Origin of the sequence: Actinoplanes sp. NPDC051859 (genome assembly GCF_044452725.1) — a bacterium.
In the GTDB taxonomy this organism is placed as follows: Bacteria; Actinomycetota; Actinomycetes; order Mycobacteriales; family Micromonosporaceae; genus Actinoplanes.
Map to the genome: position 1 here is coordinate 1 of NZ_JBITBX010000020.1, position 17,833 is coordinate 17,833.

The window sequence follows — 17,833 nt, forward strand, 5'->3', positions numbered from 1 at the left end:
TACCAACGTGCTGTGGGCCCTCATCCGCGACAACCGCACCTGGCAGGACGAACCCCCCACCATCACGGCTTGACACGCTCATTGAGAGTCCTTTCTGGACGCGGACATGCTAATGGTCGGCGCGGGTGGTGTCGTGTCGGATTGCCGACCTTGCTGGCCGATGTGGCCGAAGGTTGGCGCCCGCGCTGGCCGACAGTCGTAACGGACGGCAGCCGAACGTATCGGATTGCGCTTCGGTGCCGCGGAATTCCGTCAGGGATCTGGCGGCGGACCGGCAAGGTCGATAGCTTGCCATCGATCGGCGGCTGCGTTTGCTCCATGGTGCACCGTCGACTCAGCACGAGCGCGTTCCCGCATTTCCGGCGAAGCTCAAGCTTCCCCTACGAAACGGATTTTCTGTGCGTGACGTACCGATCGGAATAGCTGTGGTGGGGGCCGGCTATTGGGGTCCGAACCTGGTCCGCAATTTCCAGTCCACTCCCGCCTTCCGGTTGCGCTGGCTCTGCGACCTCGACGTGGAGCGGGCCCGGCGGGTGCTGGGGGACTACTCCACCGTGCGGGTCTCCGCCGAGCTGGACGAAGTCCTCGCGGACCCGGACGTGCACGCCGTCGCCATTGCCACCCCGGCGGGCACCCATCTGCCGGTCGCGATGGCCGCGCTGCGGGCCGGCAAGCACGTGCTGGTCGAGAAGCCACTCGCCGCCACACGGGAAGAAGGCCGCCGGCTCGTCGAGGAGGCGGACCGGCGCGGCCTGACGCTGATGTGCGACCACACCTACTGCTACACCCCGGCGGTGCTGCGGATCCGCGAGCTGCTGCATTCCGGTGAGCTGGGAGAATTGCACTTCCTGGATTCCGTACGGATCAATCTCGGTCTGGTGCAGCGCGACATTGACGTGGTCTGGGACCTGGCCCCGCACGACCTGTCCATTCTCGATTTCGTGCTGCCGCCGGGGGTGACACCGGTGGCCGTCGCCGCGCACGGCGCCGACGGAATTGGTGCTGGCCGGTCCTGCGTGGCCTATCTGACGCTGCGGCTCAACACGGGAGCGATCGCGCACATTCACGTCAACTGGCTGTCGCCGGTGAAGGTGCGGACGGCCATCTTCGGCGGCTCGAAACGCACCCTGGTCTTCGATGACCTCAACCCGAGTCAGCGGCTCGCCATCTATGACCGAGGTGTCGATGTGGCGTCTCCGGAGGAGCTCGGCGACGAACAGCGTCGCGACATCCTGGTCTCCTACCGGTCCGGAGACATGGTCGCGCCCGCGCTGACCGAACGAGAAGCGCTGCGGACGATGGTGGACGAGTATGCCCGCGCCATTACCACGGGCACGCCCGCGCTGACCGATGGGCGGTCCGGGCTGCGGGTGCTGGAAATCCTCCAGGCGGCCTCGCGCAGCCTGGCACAGGGCGGAACGATGGTCGAGCTCGACGAGAGGCGCATGGCGTGACGGGTGTGGACATCGAGGGCGCACGGGTCCTCGTCACCGGCGGGGCGGGCACGATCGGCTCGCACGTCGTCGACGAGCTGGTCCGCGGCGGGGCGGCGGAGATCGTCGTTCTCGACAACTTCGTGCGGGGCCGGCGGGAAAATCTGGCCTGGGGCACGGCCAACGGTCCGGTCCGGCTGGTCGAGGGGGACATTCGAGACCGCGATTTGGTACGCGAGACGACCGCCGGCAAGGACCTCGTCTTCCACCTGGCCGCCATCCGCATCACCCAGTGCGCGGAGGATCCCCGGCTCGCCAACGAGGTGCTGGTGGACGGCACCTTCAACGTGGTCGAGGCGGCCGCAGCCGAGAATGTCCGCAAAGTCATCGCGTCCTCCTCGGCCTCGGTGTACGGCCTGGCCGAGGAGTTCCCCACCCCGGAGCGGCACCACCCGTACCACAACGACACCTTCTATGGCGCGGCCAAGGCGTTCAACGAGGCCACGCTGCGCAGCTTCCACAGCATGTCCGGCCTGGACTATGTCGCCCTCCGTTACTTCAATGTGTACGGCCCCCGGATGGACATCCACGGCTTGTACACCGAGGTGCTGATCCGCTGGATGGAACGCATCGAGGCGGGCACTGCGCCGCTGATTCTCGGCGACGGCCTGCAGACGATGGACTTCGTCCATGTCGCGGACATTGCCCGCGCGAACATCCTGGCCGCCCGGGCTGACGTGACCGACAAGGTGTTCAACGTCGCCAGTGGCACCGAGACCAGCCTCAAGGAGCTGGCGTGGGCGCTGAGCGAGGTCATGAAGTCGGATCTGGCCCCGGAACACGGCCCGCCGCGTGCGGTCAACGGGGTCACCCGCCGCCTGGCCGACACCGAGGCGGCAGCGCGTGAGCTGGGCTTCCGTGCCGAGCTGGAACTGCGGGACGGCTTGCAAGGCTTGGTGGACTGGTGGCGGGCGTCGCGATGAGCGTACGCAGGATTCCGGTCATGATTCCCCAGCTCGGCGAGGAGGAAGCGCAGGCCGCGGCGGAGGCCGTCCGGTCCGGGTGGGTGGCGCAGGGTCCACGCGTGGCCCGCTTCGAGCAGGACTTCGCGGCAACCGTCGGCGCCGGGCACGGTGTGGCGGTCAGCTCCTGCACCACAGCGCTGCACCTGGCGCTGGTGCTGCTGGACGTGGGGCCCGGCGACGAGGTCGTCGTGCCGTCGCTGTCGTTCATCGCCACCGCCAACGCGGTCCGCTACGTCGGTGCGACACCGGTCTTCGCCGACGTCGACCTGGACACCGGGAACCTCACCGTGGAGACCATCGACGCTGTTCGCACCGCGCGGACCCGGGCGGTGATCGCTGTGCACCAGGGCGGCGTGCCGTTCGACACCGCGGGGCTCCGCAAGGCCGCGGACGGGTGGGGTGTCGGCTTGGTCGAGGACGCGGCATGTGCGGCCGGGTCGACCGCCTACGGGCAGCCGGCCGGCGCCGGTGCCGCGATCGCGGCCTGGTCCTTCCATCCGCGCAAGCTGATCACCACCGGTGAGGGCGGCATGGTCACCCTCGACGATGCCGAGGGGGCGGCGCGGCTGCGCCGGCTGCGGGAGCATGGCATGAACGTCTCGGCAGCCGACCGGCATGCCAGCGCCCAGCCGGTGCTGGAGGCCTACCTGGAGACCGCGTACAACTACCGGATGACCGACATTCAGGCGGCGGTGGGCCTGGTGCAACTCGGTCGCCTGCCCGGCCTGGTGGCCCAGCGCCGCGCACTCGCCGCCCGCTACCACGAGCTGCTGGCTGACATCGACGGCCTGGTGCCGGTGCGTGATCCGGCCTATGGGCAGACCAACTATCAGTCGTTCTGGGTGCTGCTGAATCCCTCCTACGGTGTGAGCCGCGACGAGGCACTGGCCGAGTTGGCCGGCCGCGGGGTGTCCGCCCGGCGCGGGATCATGGCCGCCCACCTCGAGCCGGCGTACGCGGATATGACGCCCGGGCCGCTGCCGGTGACCGAGCGGCTGACTCGCGATTCGTTGATCCTGCCGTTGCACCATGCGCTGAGCGCCGACGACCAGGACTTCATCGTGGGCATCCTGCGCGAGCTGAGCGGCCGGTGAGGGACCTCGTCATCGTGGGCGCGGGTGGTTTCGCCCGGGAGACGGCTGCGGCCGCGGCTGCCAGTTGGCGGGTCCGGGGATTCGTCGACGACGATGTCGCACTGCACGGCACTGTTCGTTCTGGGCTCCCGGTCCTCGGCGCCATCGACAGTGTGCTGCGGCTGCCCGACCCGGCAATCGTGGTGTGCGTCGGCAATCCGCGGGCCTATGACGTGCGGCGGCGCATCGTGGCGCGCCTCGGACTGGGCGCCGACCGGTACGCCACGGTCGTGCACCCGGCCGTGGAGATCGGCGCCGGCAGCGTGGTGGGTCCGGGCAGCGTGCTGCTGGCCGGGGTCGTCCTGACCGCCGACGTCACCGTGGGGGCACACGTGGCGGTCATGCCCCAGGTGGTGCTGACTCACGACGACCGGGTGGCCGACTATGCCACCGTGGCCTCCGGGGTCCGGCTGGGCGGTGGCGTGGTGGTGGAATCCGGTGCCTATGTGGGCGCCGGAGCGCTCGTCCGGGAGGGCTGCACGGTGGGTGCCCGGTCGCTCATCGGTATGGGGTCCGTCGTGCTCGGCGATGTGCCCGCGGACCAGATCTGGGCCGGCAACCCGGCCCGCAAGCTCCGTGACGCGGACGTCACGGTCGCGTCGAGGAGTTGACATCCATGAACCGCATTCCGCTCGTCGACCTGGCTGCCGCCCACGCGGAAGTGGCCGAAGAGGTCGAGGCCGGCTTCAAGCGCATCCTCGCCGAGACCGCGTTCGTCGGCGGTGCCGAGGTGGCCGCATTCGAGCAGGAGTACGCCGCGTTCTCCGGTGTGGAGCACTGCGTGGGCGTGGCTAACGGCACCGACGCCCTCGAACTCGCCTTGCGTGCCGTCGGGGTCGGCCCGGGCGCCGAGGTGATCCTGCCCGCCAACACCTTCATCGCCACCGCCGAGGCGGTGGCCCGCGCCGGTGCTCGCGTGGTGCTGGTCGACTGCATGCCGGACACCTACCTGATCGACGTCGAGGCTGCACTCGCTGCGGTGACGCCGGCAACCCGAGCCATCGTCCCCGTCCATCTGTACGGCCAGCTGGCCCCGGTGGAGTTGCTGCGTGCAGGCCTGCAAGGTCGCGACGTGGCGATCGTCGAGGACGCCGCGCAGTGCCAGGGGGCTACCCGGCACGGCCGCGCTGCCGGTGTGGACGGCATTGCCGCGACAAGCTTCTACCCGGGTAAGAATCTCGGCGCCTACGGTGATGCCGGTGCGGTGGTCACCGCTTCGCCGGAGCTTGCCACCACCGTCCGCACGCTGGGCAGCCACGGCGGTCTCACCAAGTACGTGCACGATCTGGTGGGGATGAACAGTCGGCTCGATGGCTTGCAGGCGGTGGTGCTGCGCGCGAAGCTCGCCCGGCTGGCAGCCTGGAACGAGCGACGTCGCCGTGCCGCAGCCCGTTACACCGAGCTGCTCGCGGGGCTCGAAGTGGTGCGGCCGGAGACGCTCGATGGCAATGACCATGTCTGGCACATCTACTGTGTCCGGATTCCGGGCCGGCGGGATGCGGTGCTGTCCCAACTCCACGCAGCCGGGATCGGCGCGGCGATCCATTACCCGGTGCCGGTGCACCGGACCGGCGCATTCGCCGACATTGGTGGGTCATTTCCGAATGCCGAGGCGGCAGCGCCCGAACTGCTGTCCCTGCCCATCTATCCGCAGATCACCGCGGCGCAGCAGGACGCGGTGGTAGCAGCCCTGGCCGAGGCGCTGCGCTGAGGCGACGATCTTCGCCCGGTCCTGGCCTATCGGTGGAGGACCGGCGATCCTGCGGAGTCTTATCGTCGGCTGTGGACTCTGAGCGGTCGCTTTCGGCCGCGCACCATTCGCAACAACTGCCGGAATTAGTGAAATCGCACCCTCCGATTGGCGGAGGAAGAGGATTCCTCAGCGGAGAGGCGCGGCAACAATGCAAAGCTTAGGCGGACGAGCGCGGCGGACCGTCGCGCGGATTGCCATCGGCGCGGTGCTCGTGGCCGGCGCCACCGCCAGCCTCTCCGGGTCCGCAGCCGCGGCCACCTGCTCACCCAACCCCGTGGTGTGCGAGAACGCCAAGCCCGGCACCGCCCCGGACGTCTGGCAGATCACCGGCGCCGGCGACGAGACGCTGCAGGGCTTCGCGACGGACATGAGCGTCAACGCCGGCAGCACAGTGAGTTTCAAGGTACGGGCCGAGCACGCCTACACCATCGACATTTACCGGCTCGGCTACTACGGCGGCAATGGCGCCCGGAAAGTGACGTCGCTGACCGGCACATTCCCCGCGCAGAACCAGAACACTGCGTGCGTGACCGACGTGCCGACCCAGATCTACGACTGCGGCACCTGGGGTGTGTCGGCCAGTTGGCCGGTGCCCGCGACGGCAGTCTCCGGCGTCTACTTCGCGCTGCTGACCCGTACGGACGACGGCGGCTCGAGTCACGTCACGTTCGTGGTGCGCGACGACACCAGCACGTCCGATGTGCTGTTCAAGACCTCGGACGCCACGTGGCAGGCGTACAACACCTATGGCGGTGCGAATTTCTATGCCGGGCCGAACGGCAGGGCCACCAAGATCAGCTACAACCGGCCGTTCGCCACGCGGGGCGCTTTCGACGGACGCGACTTCCTGTTCAGCACCGAATATCCGACCATCCGCTTCCTGGAGCGCAACGGGTACGACGTCACGTACACCACCGACGTCGACGGCGACCGCCGCGGCGGCCTGATCGAGAACCACAAGGTGTTCCTGTCCGTGGGGCACGACGAATACTGGTCGGGACCGCAGCGCACCGCGGTGGAGGCGGCGCGGGACGCGGGCACCAGCCTCGCCTTCCTCAGCGGCAACGAGGTCTACTGGAAGACCCGGTGGGAGAACAGCAAGGACGGCGCCAACATCGGCCACCGCACGCTGGTCTGCTACAAGGAAACCTGGGACAGCCGCAAGAGCGACCCCACCACCGAATGGACCGGCACCTGGCGTGACCCGCGGTTCAGTCCGCCGTCCAACGGCGGCCGCCCGGAAAACGCGCTGACCGGCACCGCCTTCAAGGCCAACAGCACCGACCTGACCATGCAGGTCCCCGCAGCTCAGGGCAGGAACCGCTTCTGGCGCAACACCACGGTCGCGACGCTGCCGGCCGGATCCACAGCGACCCTCGCCCCGCACACGGTCGGGTACGAGTCGGACGAGGATCTGGACAACGGTTTCCGGCCGGCCGGGCTGATCCGGCTGTCGACCACCACCGGCGACACCCCGGAGTACCTCCGCGACTTCGGCGAGGTCGTCACGCCCGGAACGACGACCCACCACATGACGCTCTACAAGGCGCCCAGCGGCGCCCTGGTCTTCGGCGCCGGCACCGTGCAGTACGCCTGGGGCCTCGACGCCGACCACGACAGCTCGTACGACCCGGTCCCCGCCGACCTGCGCATGCAACAAGCCACGCTGAACCTGCTGGCGGACATGCGCGTCCAGCCGGCGACCCGGATGAGTGGGCTCGTTGCGGCCTCCGCCTCCACGGATAGCACCGGGCCGGTCGTGACCATCACCGCGCCTGCCTCGGGCGCCTCCGCGGCGAACGGCGCGCGGATCACCGTCTCGGGCACCGCGACCGACGCCGGGGGAGTGGTTGCCGGCGTGGAGGTGTCGCTGGACAACGGCGCCACCTGGCATCCGGCCACCGGGACCACGAGTTGGTCGTACAGCGGCGTGGTGACCGGTGACGGCGCAGCGGCGATCAAGGTGCGGGCCGCCGACGACAGCGCGAATATCGGCAGCGCCGCCACGCGAAATCTCGCGCTGACCGGCTCGACCAGCCTGTTCGGCCAGCAGGTGCCCGGCACTCCGGCGTCCGGCGACACCTCCGCGGCCGAACTGGGCATCAAGGTGATCCCGCAGACCGACGGCTTCATCAAGGGCATCCGCTTCTACAAGGGCACCGGAAACACGGGAACGCACACGGGCAGCCTCTGGTCGGAGAACGGTGACCTGCTCGCCGGGGGAACGTTCACCGGTGAGACGGCAACCGGTTGGCAGACCCTGGTGCTCTCACCCGCCGTGCCGGTCGTCGCGGGCACCACCTACGTCGCGTCATACAGCGCACCCAACGGGCGGTACGCCGCGGATCCGTGGACACTCGCCTACCACCCGTTGGTGGCGGCGCCGCTGAGCGCTCCCCGCAGTCAGGACTCGGGCGGTAACGGCGTGTACGGAGCGCCGGGTGACTTCCCGGTGCGTTCCTACAACGCCACCAACTACTACGTTGACGTGCTGTTCGACTCCTCGGCGTTGACGGTGCCCACCGTCCTGTCGGTGACGCCGACGCCGAACGCCGTCTACCTGCCGGTTTCGGCGCAGCCGACCGCGTCCTTCAGCAAGCCGATCAACCCGGCCACGGTGCAGTTCACCGTCACCGGTGCTGGAAACGTCGCGGTCGCCGGGTCCACGTCCTACGACGGTCCGTCGCGGACGGCCCGGTTCGCGCCCACCAACCCGCTCGCGCCGGGGCAGAAGTTCACGGCCTCGGTGACCGCGTCGGACACGAACGGCAACGCGATGGCGGCGCCGCAGGTCTGGACGTTCACCACCGACCCGGCATCGACCACGGTCAGTAAGCTCTTCTCCGCGGTCGACACACCCGCGTCACCCGCGGTGAAGGACTCGCGTGCCACCACGCTGGGCGTGCGCTTCACCCCGAACAGCAACGGCTCGGTGATCGGCGTGCGCTTCTACAAGGGCACCGGCAACGGCGGGTCGCACGTTGGCAGCGTCTGGTCCTCGACCGGCACCCGGCTGGCCTCGGCAACGTTCGTAGCCGAGTCCGCGAGCGGCTGGCAGACCGTGTACTTCGCCGAGCCGGTGCAGGTCACCAAGGGTTCGACCTACGTGGCGTCGTACTTCGCCCCGCGCGGCAACTACGCGGCGAGCGGCGGTTTCTTCACCTCCCGATGGACCAACGGCCCGCTGAGCGCGCCCGCCGGAAACAACGGCGTCTACGTGTACGGGTCAGACGCCTTCCCGACGAGTTCGTTCGGCAACACGAACTACTGGGTCGACCCGTTGTTCGTCGCCGCGCCCACCGAGCCGCAGCCGCCCCAGCCGCCGCTGCCTCCCGGTGCGATCACCGTCTTTCCTGCCTCGGCAACGCCGGTCAACCCGCAATGGAACGACCCGTCGGCCATCGAGGTGGGCATGGCCTTCACCTCGGACGTCGCGGGTGCGGTCCACGGCGTGCGGTACTACAAGGGGTCGGACAACAGCGGCACCCACACCGGTTCGCTCTGGTCGACGGCAGGTGTGCTGCTAGCCACCGGAACCTTCGTCAGCGAGACCGACTCCGGTTGGCAGACCATGCTGTTCTCCACCCCGGTAGCCATCACGCCAGGCACGACCTACGTGGTGTCGTACGCCATGACAGACGGTCACTATGCGGTCGACCTGAACGGGCTCTCGTCGGGGGCACACCACGCCCCGCTGCACGTGCCAGCGCAGGGTGGCCGGTTCAAGTACGGCGCCGGCTTCCCATCCGGGACGACGAGCCATCATTTCTGGGTCGACCCGGTATTCATCCCGGCCGCTGGGTGACCGCCACCGGGTAGCGGTGTCGGCTGTCCGATTCAATCGATCCCGATGACGGATGGCTGCCGCCGACGATCAACGCTAGTCTCGGCCGTGATTCCTGGAGGGACGGTCGGTCGTGTGCGCTCGACGCGCGTGGCACGACGGTGTCCTCCAGGAAGGCGCAACCGGCAGAGGAGAACGGCATGGACTTCTGGGACCTCACCAAACTCCTGGTCCGCCGCTGGTATATCTCGGTGACACTGCTGCTGGTGACGTTCGGGGCCACGGCATACGCCGCGGTCGCGATCAAACCCGACTACGCGATCACCGCGTACGTGCAGCTGATCCCACCGACGGCGGTGTCCGATCCGGAGAAGGCGGAGAAGGCGCAGAACCCGTGGCTGGCCCTCGGCATCACCTCGCTGAGCAACGCCGCCATGGTGGCTACCCAGGACCAGACGTTCCTCGACACCCTGAAGGTCCAGGACGAGAGCGCGAGTTTCGAGATCACCATCGGAGACCGCAACCCGGTGGCTATCGTGGAGGTCATCGCGCCGACCCTGGACCAGGCGGTTTCCGCTACGGCGCTGATCACCAGCCACTACGAGCAGTCTGTGGCGGCGCTCCAGCAGCAGTACGGCGTCAAGTCGGCCGACATGATCACCGCGTACCGGCTCGACAAGGGTGAGAACGTCAAACGGCCGGGCGGCAAGGTCAAACGGGCGGTGGTCGTGGTGTTCGCCATCGGCATCCTGCTCACCGGTGGGGTGACCATCATGGTCGATGCCTTGCTGCGTCGGCGGCGCCGGTCCCGGCACGCGGCCGCCGAGTCCACGGCGGAGCCGTCAACCGAGCAGCCGGTGCAGACCACCGATGACGGCGTGCCGCTCATGGTCCGTCAGCGCTCCCATCCGGACGTCGGACCACCCCGGAACTTCCAGGAGCCGGCGGAATGGGAGAAGACCGCGCAGCTGCAGCAGTTCCTCCAAGACCCGGAGCGGGTGAGCGACCGGGACCGCAAGCACGCCTCGACCGGCAACGGACGCAACGGCGGCACCGTCGTGATCTCGTCCACCACGGCGTCGGACGCGACCATCCTCCTGCCTCGTACACCCCGCGCAGGTGAGCCGGGGGCGCCCGACGACCGCGGCAGATGACCGTGCCCGCGCCGGCCTTCCACGCCGCGGACCTCGAACCGGCGCGCTTCGCCGAGCAGACCTATGCGACCCGGCGCCGACGGGTGCGCGTGGATGCGGCCCTGGCCTTCGGGCTGGTGATCTGCCTCCTCACCCTGATTCCGTCCCGGCTGATCATTCCCGGCACCTCCGCCGACGTCGGCCGGCCCGGCACCGTGCTCTGCACCGTGATGTTCTTCTGGTGGGTCGGCACCCGAGGCAACCCCCGACTCGCGATGCCGGGGCCACAGCCGGTGCGCTGGGCGGTGCTGCTCTACCTGCTGTCGCTGCTGGCGTCGTACGTGATCGGATTCGAACGCGGCCTGACCCCGCTCGAAGCGAATGCGGCGGACCGGGCGTTGCTGGCCGGTGGCGCGGCCTTCATCGGCGCGATCCTGGTGGCGGCGGATGGGCTGTCCCACTGGGACCGGCTTCGCGTCGCGTTGCAGGTGTTCGTCTGGTGCTGCGTGTACATGTCGTTCATCGGCCTGCTGCAGAAGGTGCTGCCGGTCAACATCGTCGAATACATGACGGTGCCGGGATTGTCCAACCTCGGGATTCCCGGCTATCAGGAGCGCGGCGGTGGCCTGCGGGTAGCGGGCACGACCACGCACTATCTGGAGCTTGCCGCCACCCTGTCGCTGGCTCTGCCGATCGCCATCCACTTCGCCAAGTTCGCCGCCTCCGTGCGCAGCCGGCGGTGGTTCGGTGTCGCCGCTTTCCTCATCGTCGCCGGCATTCTGGTCACCATCTCCCGCACCGGCATCATCTCGGTCGTCATCGCGATCCTGATCCTGATGCCGCTCTGGACCTGGCGGACCCGCTACAACGTGATCGCCATGGGAGTGACGGCGGTGGTCGCGATGTCGGCGGTGCAGCCGTCGACCGTGCGCATGTTCTACGACATTTTCGCCGGGGCCAGCGACGACTCCAGCATCGAGGTCCGCACCGAGCGGTACGCCATGGTCGGCTACTACTTCAGCCAGCGGCCGTGGTGGGGGCGAGGCACCGGCACCTGGGAGCCGCCGATGTACCAGTTCCTGGACAACCAGTGGTTGCGCAGTGCACTCGAGGTCGGCACGGTCGGTGTCATCGTGCTCGCCGTGCTGCACCTGACCGCCATCGTCCTCGCCAGCATCGCTTTCCGCCGGGCATCCAGCCTCGCCGACCGGCACCTGTGCCTGGTGCTGATCTCGACGCAGGTGGTAGCCATGTTCATCGCCTACACGTTCGACTCGCTCACCTACACGACGTATTCGCTCACGCTCGGGATGCTGATCGGGATCTGTGGCGCACTGTGGCGTTTCACCCACCCGTCCCGCGAGGTCCGTACGTCCACACCGCGGTGGTTCGGTACTTAGTCGAGAAATCAGTGATCGGCAAGCATGGATATGACTGTGTCAGCCTTCCCGGCTGATCAGCGCGGCACGATCGCACGCCGGGCGGGCCAGAGACGACTGAACGGCGGAGGAATCCGCCCATCGATATCGGTATCTTGCGAGATGCTTACACGCGAAACGAGGGGGATCCATGAAGGACAGCGCGGCAGCCTCGATCGTGGACCGGCTGATGACCGACGCTCCGGTGTTCCACGCGGGCGGGACCCGCGTCTGGAACGCCCTGCCGGACACGCTGGGACTGCTGGCTGCGCACGTCCGTGCCGGTGACCGGACGATCGAGACGGGCGCGGGCGCGTCCACGGTCATCTTCACGGCGGCCGGCGCGGAGCACACGGCGATCAGTCCGGCCCCCGATGAGCATCAGCGCATCCGGGCCTACTGCGAGAAGATCGGTCTGGACACGAGCCGGCTGTCGTTCCGCGCCGAGACCAGCGACACCGCCCTCCCCGCGCTGGCGCTCGACCGGCCGGTGGACCTTGCCTTCATCGACGGCAAGCACTCCTTCCCGCATCCCACGATCGACTTCCATTACGTGGAGCAGAAGCTGGCGGTCGGCGGCGTGCTCGTCCTGGACGACGTCCCGATGCCGGCCGTCGCGGTCGTCTACGGCTTCATGCAGGGCTCCGCCGACTGGGAGTTGCTCGAGGTGGCCGACCACCGGGCTGCCGCGTTCCGCAAGCTGGCCGAGGCGGACCCGGACGACAACTGGCACCTCCAGCCGTTCAACCGCGGCTACCCCGACTACTCGTTCGCGCCGCTGTCCCAGCGCATCCGGCTGAGCACCCACCACCGGGTGCGGCAGAGCGCGCGCAAACTTCGGGCGCAGCTGCCCGTCGGCCGGCGGCGCGGCACGCCTGGCCGGTGACGACCTCGGAGACCGTGGACGAGCCGCTCGGCAAGGTGGTCCGGCGCGGCCTGGGTTGGAGCTTCCTCAGCAGCATCGCCACCCGCGCCGGGACGGTGCTCAGCGGCATCGTCCTCGCGCGGCTGTTGTCGCCCGAAGACTACGGGCAGTTCACCGTCGCGCTGGTGGTGCTGCTCATCGTGGCGAACGTCAACGACCTCGGCCTCGAGCCGACCCTGGTGCGCTGGTCGGGCCGGATCGAGGCGATCGCCCCGACCGCCACCAGCATCATCCTGGGCGCGAGTTTTCTGCTCGCCGCCGGAACCTTCCTCGGCGCGCCCGCGATCGCGACCGCCCTCGGTGCGCCGGAAGCGGCCGGCATCGTTCGGCTGATGGCGGTTTCCGTCCTGGTCAACGGCCTGTTCGCCGTACCGTCGGCGTTGCTCACCCGGTCATTCCAGCAGGGTAAGCGAGCCACCGCGGACCTCACCGGCATGGTGGTGACCCTCGGGCTGTCGATCGTGCTGGCCCTGCTCGGCTTCGGCGCGTGGAGCCTGGCCTGGGGGCGCTTCGTCGGCAACATCGTCAACGGAATCCTGCTCTTCGCCTTCACGCCGCAGCGGTTCCGGCCAGGCTGGTCGCCGGAGGTGGCCCGGCACGTGCTGACCGCCGGCCTGCCCATCGCCGGCACCCTGCTCCTAGCGGTCGGCCTGATGAACGTCGACTACATCGTGGTGGGACGCCTGCTGGGACCCGAGGCACTGGGCCTGTACCTGCTGGCCTTCAACCTGTCGAGCTGGCCGGTGAGCATCCTGTCAGTTGCTGTCGCCCGCGTGTCCGTCCCGGCGTTCGCCCGGCTGCAGCACGACCCGGGCGAGCTCAGAGCCGCGTTCTGCCGCTCGCTGACGCTCATCCTGGCCCCGACAACGCTGGCCGCCGCCCTACTCGCCGTGTTCGCCCTGCCGGCCACCCGCTTCGTGTACGGGCCAGGCTGGGCGGCCGCCGCCGGGGCGCTCACCTTCCTCGCCGTACTCGGCGCCGTGCGGGTGGCTATGCAGCTCGCCGCCGACGTGCTGACCGCCGCGGGTAAGGCCCGCCTGACCCTGTTCATCCAGGGCGGCTGGATCCTCGCCCTGGTGCCCGCTCTCACCGTCGGCGCGCTGCAGGGCGGCCTCCGAGGCGCGGCTATCGCGCACGTCGTCGTCGCCCTCGGGGTCGCGGTTCCGCTGTACTTGGCAGCTCTCGGCACGTTGGCCATCAGACCGCGCGACGTGCTGCGCGCGGCCCGGCGTCCCCTGGCTGCCGGAGCGGCCGCCGTCGCGGTGGCCCTCGTCGTCCTCCGACTGGTCGACGGCGACCTGGTCACGCTGCTCGCGGGCAGCCTGGCCGGTGCGGCCGCATTCGGCGCCGTGGCCTGGCCGATCGTCCGGCTCGCTCGGGTTGCTCCGCCGCTGGCGGAGCCAAGTTCGTCAACCGCATAGCTTGCCGCGCTTTCTGCGCCGCGGCGGGCCGAGCGGGCTAGCCGCGAAGTTTGCCGCGTCTTCTGCGCCGCGGCGGGCCGAGCGGGCTAGCCGCGAAGTTTGCCGCGTCTTCTGCGCCGCGGCGGGCCGAGCGGGCTAACCGCGGAGCTTGCCGCGTCTTCTGCGCCGCGGCGAGCCGAGCCCGCTAGCCGCGCAGCGCAGCCGTAGCTCGGCCGATGCGGTTTCGCCATGCGTGGGGCATCGCGCTGCCCGCGAACCGGACCGCGGCCGTGCGGATGCCGTCGGTCGCCCTGATCCGCAGCGCCGGCCGGTCGGCGGCTGCCTGTTCGCAGAGGTCGGCCAGCTGCCGGGTCACGGATTCGAGCGAGTAGTGGCGAACGACGAAATTCCGGGAGAGCGCGCCCAACTCGGTGAACCGTTCCGGCGCGCCTAGGATCCGGCGCAGCTCGGCGAGCAGTCGGTAGTCGCCCTCGTCGCCGTCGCCGAGGCCGTACATGCCCTGGTAGAAGAACTGGTCGGCGGTCTGGTCGGTGAAGGCTGACGCGAAACCCTGCTCGCCCACCACGACGGTCGGCTTGGCGAAGGCCAGGGCGCGCAGCGAGGAACCGCCCATGCCGACCACGACGTCAGCCGCCGCGTACGCCGGCCGGGGATCGACCAGCGCGCCGGTCAGCACGACAGCGGGCCGGCCCAACGCGGTGTTGGTCTGGTCGGCGAGCTGCTCGATGCTCGCTCGGGCGGTGCCGTCGCCGACGACGACGAAGCGCAGTCGGGGCAGCTCGCGGCCCAGCACGGCCATCGCGCGTACGGTGCGAAGCAAGCCTTCCAGCTTCAGATGCCCCACCAGGCGGGACACGGTCACCAGCACAGTCTCGTCGGGGTCGAGGCCGTGCTGCGCGCGGAACTCGGCGCCGTCCGCCGCATCCGGCGCGTTGTGGTGTACGTCGACCGGGGGCAGGATCAGGCCCAGCCGCTCCCGCCCGGCCGCCCGTGCCTGATCGACCAGCTCCGGAGTGCCGAACGTGGTGAGGACGCTGCGCGGGACCATCCGGGGCACCGCCATCGACATCACCGTGACCAGCAGCGGCACGGCCCGGGTGAGATGCACCCCGTAGTAGGCGTCGAGGCATTGGGGCCAGTCCCAGGCGTGCACGAGGTCGGGCTGTTCGCGGCGGACCGCCTCCCGCAGCGCCCGCATCCGGGCCCACGACGGATTCCAGGCGGCCTCCGGTGCGGGGAGGAACCGCAGGCCCTTGGCCCGGGCCAGTTCCACCATCGGACCCGGCGTGGCAAACAGGACCGGGTCGTGCCCGTGCGCGTCGCGCAGCTCCGCCGCCAGTTCGATCGCGTTGACCTGGGTGCCGCCGACTTCCAGCCGGTGCGCGAACACGAGGATCTTCATCGGGGCTGCACCTGCGCCGCGCCGATCCCGAGCAGCTGGGCGATTTGCTGGGCGCGTCGATCCCAGCTGTGCTCCCGGGTGAACGCTTGGCGGCGGGCCGCGAGTGCGACCGTACGAGGCACGGCGAGCGCCTCCCGCACCCGGGCCGCGAAGTCAGCCGGCGTGGACGCGATGCTGACCAGGTCAGTGCCGAGCCAGGTCACGGCGGGCAGTGGCGTGGCGACCACCCCGCGACCGGCGGCGAGATATTCGAGGGTTTTCAGCGGGAAACTGGCCCGGTTGAACGCGTTGTCCGCGTACGGGGTGAGGCCCACATCGATGAGCCGCAGGTACGACGGCAGGTCGGCGTACGGCTTGGGGCCGGTCCAGCACACGTTCGGGCGGCTGTGCAGGGCCTCGAAGCGGGCGGTGTCGTAGCCGGGCGCCACCGGCCCCACGATGAGCAGCGACGCCCCCGTGTCGGCGACCGCCTCGAGCAGGGCCAGGTCGATGCGGTCGTTGACGTGGCCGACCAGTCCGGCGATCGGCCCCGGCAGCGAAACGTCGGGCGGCGGGGGCGCGTCGTCCACTGCGGCGTACACGTCCGGTCGGCAGCCGTTGGCGACGAACTCGGCGTGGATTCCGGCGCGGGCGTACCGCTGCTGGATGGCTTCGGAGACGACGGCCACCGCATCTGCCTGGCGTAGCGAGGCAGCTTCTTCGCGCAGCAGCCAGTCTCGTTGCAGGCCGACCATGCCGGCCCCGGCCACCAGGTCGTCGGTGACGTAGAAGATCCGACGCCGCGCCGCAACGGGCAGCCCCGGATCGCCGAAGCGGCTGCAGATCACCGCGGCGAGCGGTTCGGCTGTCGAGCGTCCGTAGAGCTGGTCGATGGCACGGCGGGTGGCCCGGCGGACCATGGGCGGTACCACCCGGTGCACGGTGGGTCTGCTGAAGCCGGGCACGACCGGGGTGACCAGGTGAGCCAGTCGCGTGGACACGACCTGCAGTCGGGGCCGGTCCAGGAGCCGGGCCAACTCGGGACGGTTGACGCCGGTCAGCGCGGAGATGAGCGGCTCGGCGAAGAGCACCGGCCGGTACCGGCTGAGCGCCTCCGCCATCTGGCGGTCGTGCCCGGGGGGGCCGTCCCAGCGGCTGCCCGCGTAGTAGACGATCAGGTCGCCGCGGCTGCCGTCGAGCGTACGGGTGGGTGTGGGCACGGTTCGGCGCTCCGTCTCTCGTCAGTCTGCCGCGACGGTCCGGCCGGTGTCGGCCCAGACGTTGTCCCGCCAGACGTTGCCGCTGCCGGCCTTGTCCCAGTAGGCCACCGCCCCCCACTGGCCGCTCTTGGGAAAGACCTCGCGACTGAACACGTTGCCGATCACCTTGATGTTGTACGAGGTGCCGAGTTTGCCCGCGCCGCCGTAGAGCGCGTACCCGCCGCCGGCGAGCAGATTGCGTTCGATGGTCGCGTCGTGTTGGACGCCGAAGTCCTGGAAGAGGGCGATGGCCGCGGTCTGCTCCAGGGTGTTGATGACCGTGTTGCCGCGGATCACCAGGCTTTTGCCGGCCGGCGGGCCGGAGTTCGACTGGATCATGTCCGTGTGGTCGCCGTCGAAGTAGATCGGGTCGTGCAGGTAGTTGCCCTCGATGAGACCGACGTTTGTGGACAGCGCGTCGGAGACCGCGGAGATGTCGTTGCGCAGGATCGTGACGTCGCCGCTGCCGAGGTTGAGGACGGCGTACTGGAGACGGTCCTTGCCGTTGCCTCTGATCTCGCTGTCCTGCACCACCAGACCGGACGCCTCGGGGCGCTGCACGATGGCCCAGTTCCCGGCGTTGACGATCCGGGAGTTCTTGATGGTGACGTTGTTGGCCTCGACGCTGATCTCACCCTGGATGTCGGCACGGTCGATGACGGTGCCCGCCTTGCGGATGCGCAGCGAGGTGGTCGACGCCGCCTTGAGCGTGACTCCGTCCGGCACACCGGTGGTGCCCGCGTCCGGGAACGAGCCGCGGCCCTGAGGAACTGAGGTGGTGCTGACACTCGCGCTGGCGCTGGGACGTGGCCGCGTCGTGGTCGTCGAGCTGGCCTGCGCTGACGGTCGCGGTGCCGAGGTGCTCGGGGGAGCACTGTCCGGGACGACCGACGATGGGGCAGCGGTCGGCGCGGCTGCGGGCGGCCGATCGGCGTCGCGGGTGAGAGCCCACCAGGTGGCGGCAGACAGCAGCGCGACGACGGTGAGCACGACGGCGACCCGCAGGACGATCGGTTTGCGCACTGCAGCCCCTTCGCGAGCGGTGGACATGGGGACCCTAGCGACGCCGGGCCACGGGCACGAGAACCATGCGTACCGATCGATGTACCACATCGGTCAGTCCGATGCGCCCGGCTGGACGAAAAGCGGCGCTGTGGTGTCGGAAGGG

General features: G+C 69.6%; 13 protein-coding genes. 10 read left to right on the forward strand and 3 right to left on the reverse strand.

From position 1 onward, the window contains the following. Positions 1–398: 398 nt before the first annotated feature. From ACIA1L_RS31090 to ACIA1L_RS31135, 10 genes are all read left to right on the forward strand, one after another. A complete protein-coding gene (locus ACIA1L_RS31090) occupies positions 399–1,454 on the forward strand; it encodes a Gfo/Idh/MocA family protein (RefSeq protein ID WP_396076599.1) in 1,056 nt (351 codons plus the stop codon). Next, positions 1,451–2,416 (forward strand): NAD-dependent epimerase/dehydratase family protein, encoded by a 966-nt coding sequence (locus tag ACIA1L_RS31095; protein ID WP_396076600.1) that lies wholly within the window; start codon positions 1,451–1,453, stop codon positions 2,414–2,416. Before ACIA1L_RS31090 ends, ACIA1L_RS31095 begins: the two co-directional genes overlap by 4 nt. A 20-nt stretch (positions 2,417–2,436) precedes the next feature. Beyond that, positions 2,437–3,552, forward strand: a complete 1,116-nt coding sequence (locus ACIA1L_RS31100; protein ID WP_396076601.1) for a DegT/DnrJ/EryC1/StrS family aminotransferase — start codon at positions 2,437–2,439, stop codon at positions 3,550–3,552. Beyond that, a complete protein-coding gene (locus tag ACIA1L_RS31105; protein WP_396076602.1) occupies positions 3,549–4,202 on the forward strand; it encodes a NeuD/PglB/VioB family sugar acetyltransferase in 654 nt (217 codons plus the stop codon). The genes ACIA1L_RS31100 and ACIA1L_RS31105 overlap by 4 nt, the downstream gene beginning before the upstream one ends. A gap of 5 nt (positions 4,203–4,207) precedes the next feature. Continuing rightward, entirely contained in the window at positions 4,208–5,302 is a 1,095-nt protein-coding gene (locus ACIA1L_RS31110; RefSeq protein WP_396076603.1) for a DegT/DnrJ/EryC1/StrS family aminotransferase, read from the forward strand. Positions 5,303–5,549: 247 nt separating this feature from the next. Next, positions 5,550–9,149: a DUF4082 domain-containing protein gene (locus tag ACIA1L_RS31115; protein ID WP_396076604.1), complete on the forward strand. Its 3,600-nt coding sequence runs from the start codon at positions 5,550–5,552 to the stop codon at positions 9,147–9,149. A 179-nt stretch (positions 9,150–9,328) separates the two neighbouring features. Further along, on the forward strand, positions 9,329–10,282 hold the full coding sequence (locus ACIA1L_RS31120; RefSeq protein ID WP_396076605.1) for a hypothetical protein: 954 nt from the start codon (positions 9,329–9,331) through the stop codon (positions 10,280–10,282). Continuing rightward, the gene (locus tag ACIA1L_RS31125) at positions 10,279–11,661 is read left to right on the forward strand and encodes an O-antigen ligase family protein (protein WP_396076606.1); all 1,383 of its coding nucleotides are present in this window, start codon (positions 10,279–10,281) and stop codon (positions 11,659–11,661) included. The genes ACIA1L_RS31120 and ACIA1L_RS31125 overlap by 4 nt, the downstream gene beginning before the upstream one ends. A gap of 169 nt (positions 11,662–11,830) precedes the next feature. Beyond that, entirely contained in the window at positions 11,831–12,565 is a 735-nt protein-coding gene (locus tag ACIA1L_RS31130) for a class I SAM-dependent methyltransferase (protein ID WP_396076607.1), read from the forward strand. Next, positions 12,562–14,025, forward strand: coding sequence for a lipopolysaccharide biosynthesis protein (locus tag ACIA1L_RS31135; RefSeq protein ID WP_396076608.1), 1,464 nt, complete (start codon positions 12,562–12,564; stop codon positions 14,023–14,025). The genes ACIA1L_RS31130 and ACIA1L_RS31135 overlap by 4 nt, the downstream gene beginning before the upstream one ends. A 184-nt stretch (positions 14,026–14,209) precedes the next feature. Here ACIA1L_RS31135 and ACIA1L_RS31140 read toward each other — a convergent pair whose 3' ends face one another. From ACIA1L_RS31140 to ACIA1L_RS31150, 3 genes are read right to left on the reverse strand one after another with little or no spacing between them, the layout of a single operon-like run. Further along, positions 14,210–15,427: a glycosyltransferase family 4 protein gene (locus ACIA1L_RS31140; protein WP_396076609.1), complete on the reverse strand. Its 1,218-nt coding sequence runs from the start codon at positions 15,425–15,427 to the stop codon at positions 14,210–14,212. Beyond that, complete coding sequence (locus tag ACIA1L_RS31145) at positions 15,424–16,626, reverse strand: glycosyltransferase (protein WP_396076611.1); 1,203 nt, start codon at positions 16,624–16,626, stop codon at positions 15,424–15,426. The genes ACIA1L_RS31140 and ACIA1L_RS31145 overlap by 4 nt, the downstream gene beginning before the upstream one ends. Before the next feature lie 21 nt (positions 16,627–16,647). Beyond that, entirely contained in the window at positions 16,648–17,688 is a 1,041-nt protein-coding gene (locus ACIA1L_RS31150; RefSeq protein ID WP_396076612.1) for a hypothetical protein, read from the reverse strand. Positions 17,689–17,833: the final 145 nt, after the last annotated feature.

What these genes read in the sequence shown, in the direction of transcription:
- ACIA1L_RS31130 (WP_396076607.1), top strand. Translation starts at nt 11,831, where the DNA reads ATGAAGGACAGCGCGGCAGCCTCGATCGTGGACCGGCTGATGACCGAC.
- ACIA1L_RS31140 (WP_396076609.1), bottom strand. Translation starts at nt 15,427, where the DNA reads ATGAAGATCCTCGTGTTCGCGCACCGGCTGGAAGTCGGCGGCACCCAG.
- ACIA1L_RS31120 (WP_396076605.1), top strand. Translation starts at nt 9,329, where the DNA reads ATGGACTTCTGGGACCTCACCAAACTCCTGGTCCGCCGCTGGTATATC.
- ACIA1L_RS31110 (WP_396076603.1), top strand. Translation starts at nt 4,208, where the DNA reads ATGAACCGCATTCCGCTCGTCGACCTGGCTGCCGCCCACGCGGAAGTG.
- ACIA1L_RS31125 (WP_396076606.1), top strand. Translation starts at nt 10,279, where the DNA reads ATGACCGTGCCCGCGCCGGCCTTCCACGCCGCGGACCTCGAACCGGCG.
- ACIA1L_RS31100 (WP_396076601.1), top strand. Translation starts at nt 2,437, where the DNA reads ATGATTCCCCAGCTCGGCGAGGAGGAAGCGCAGGCCGCGGCGGAGGCC.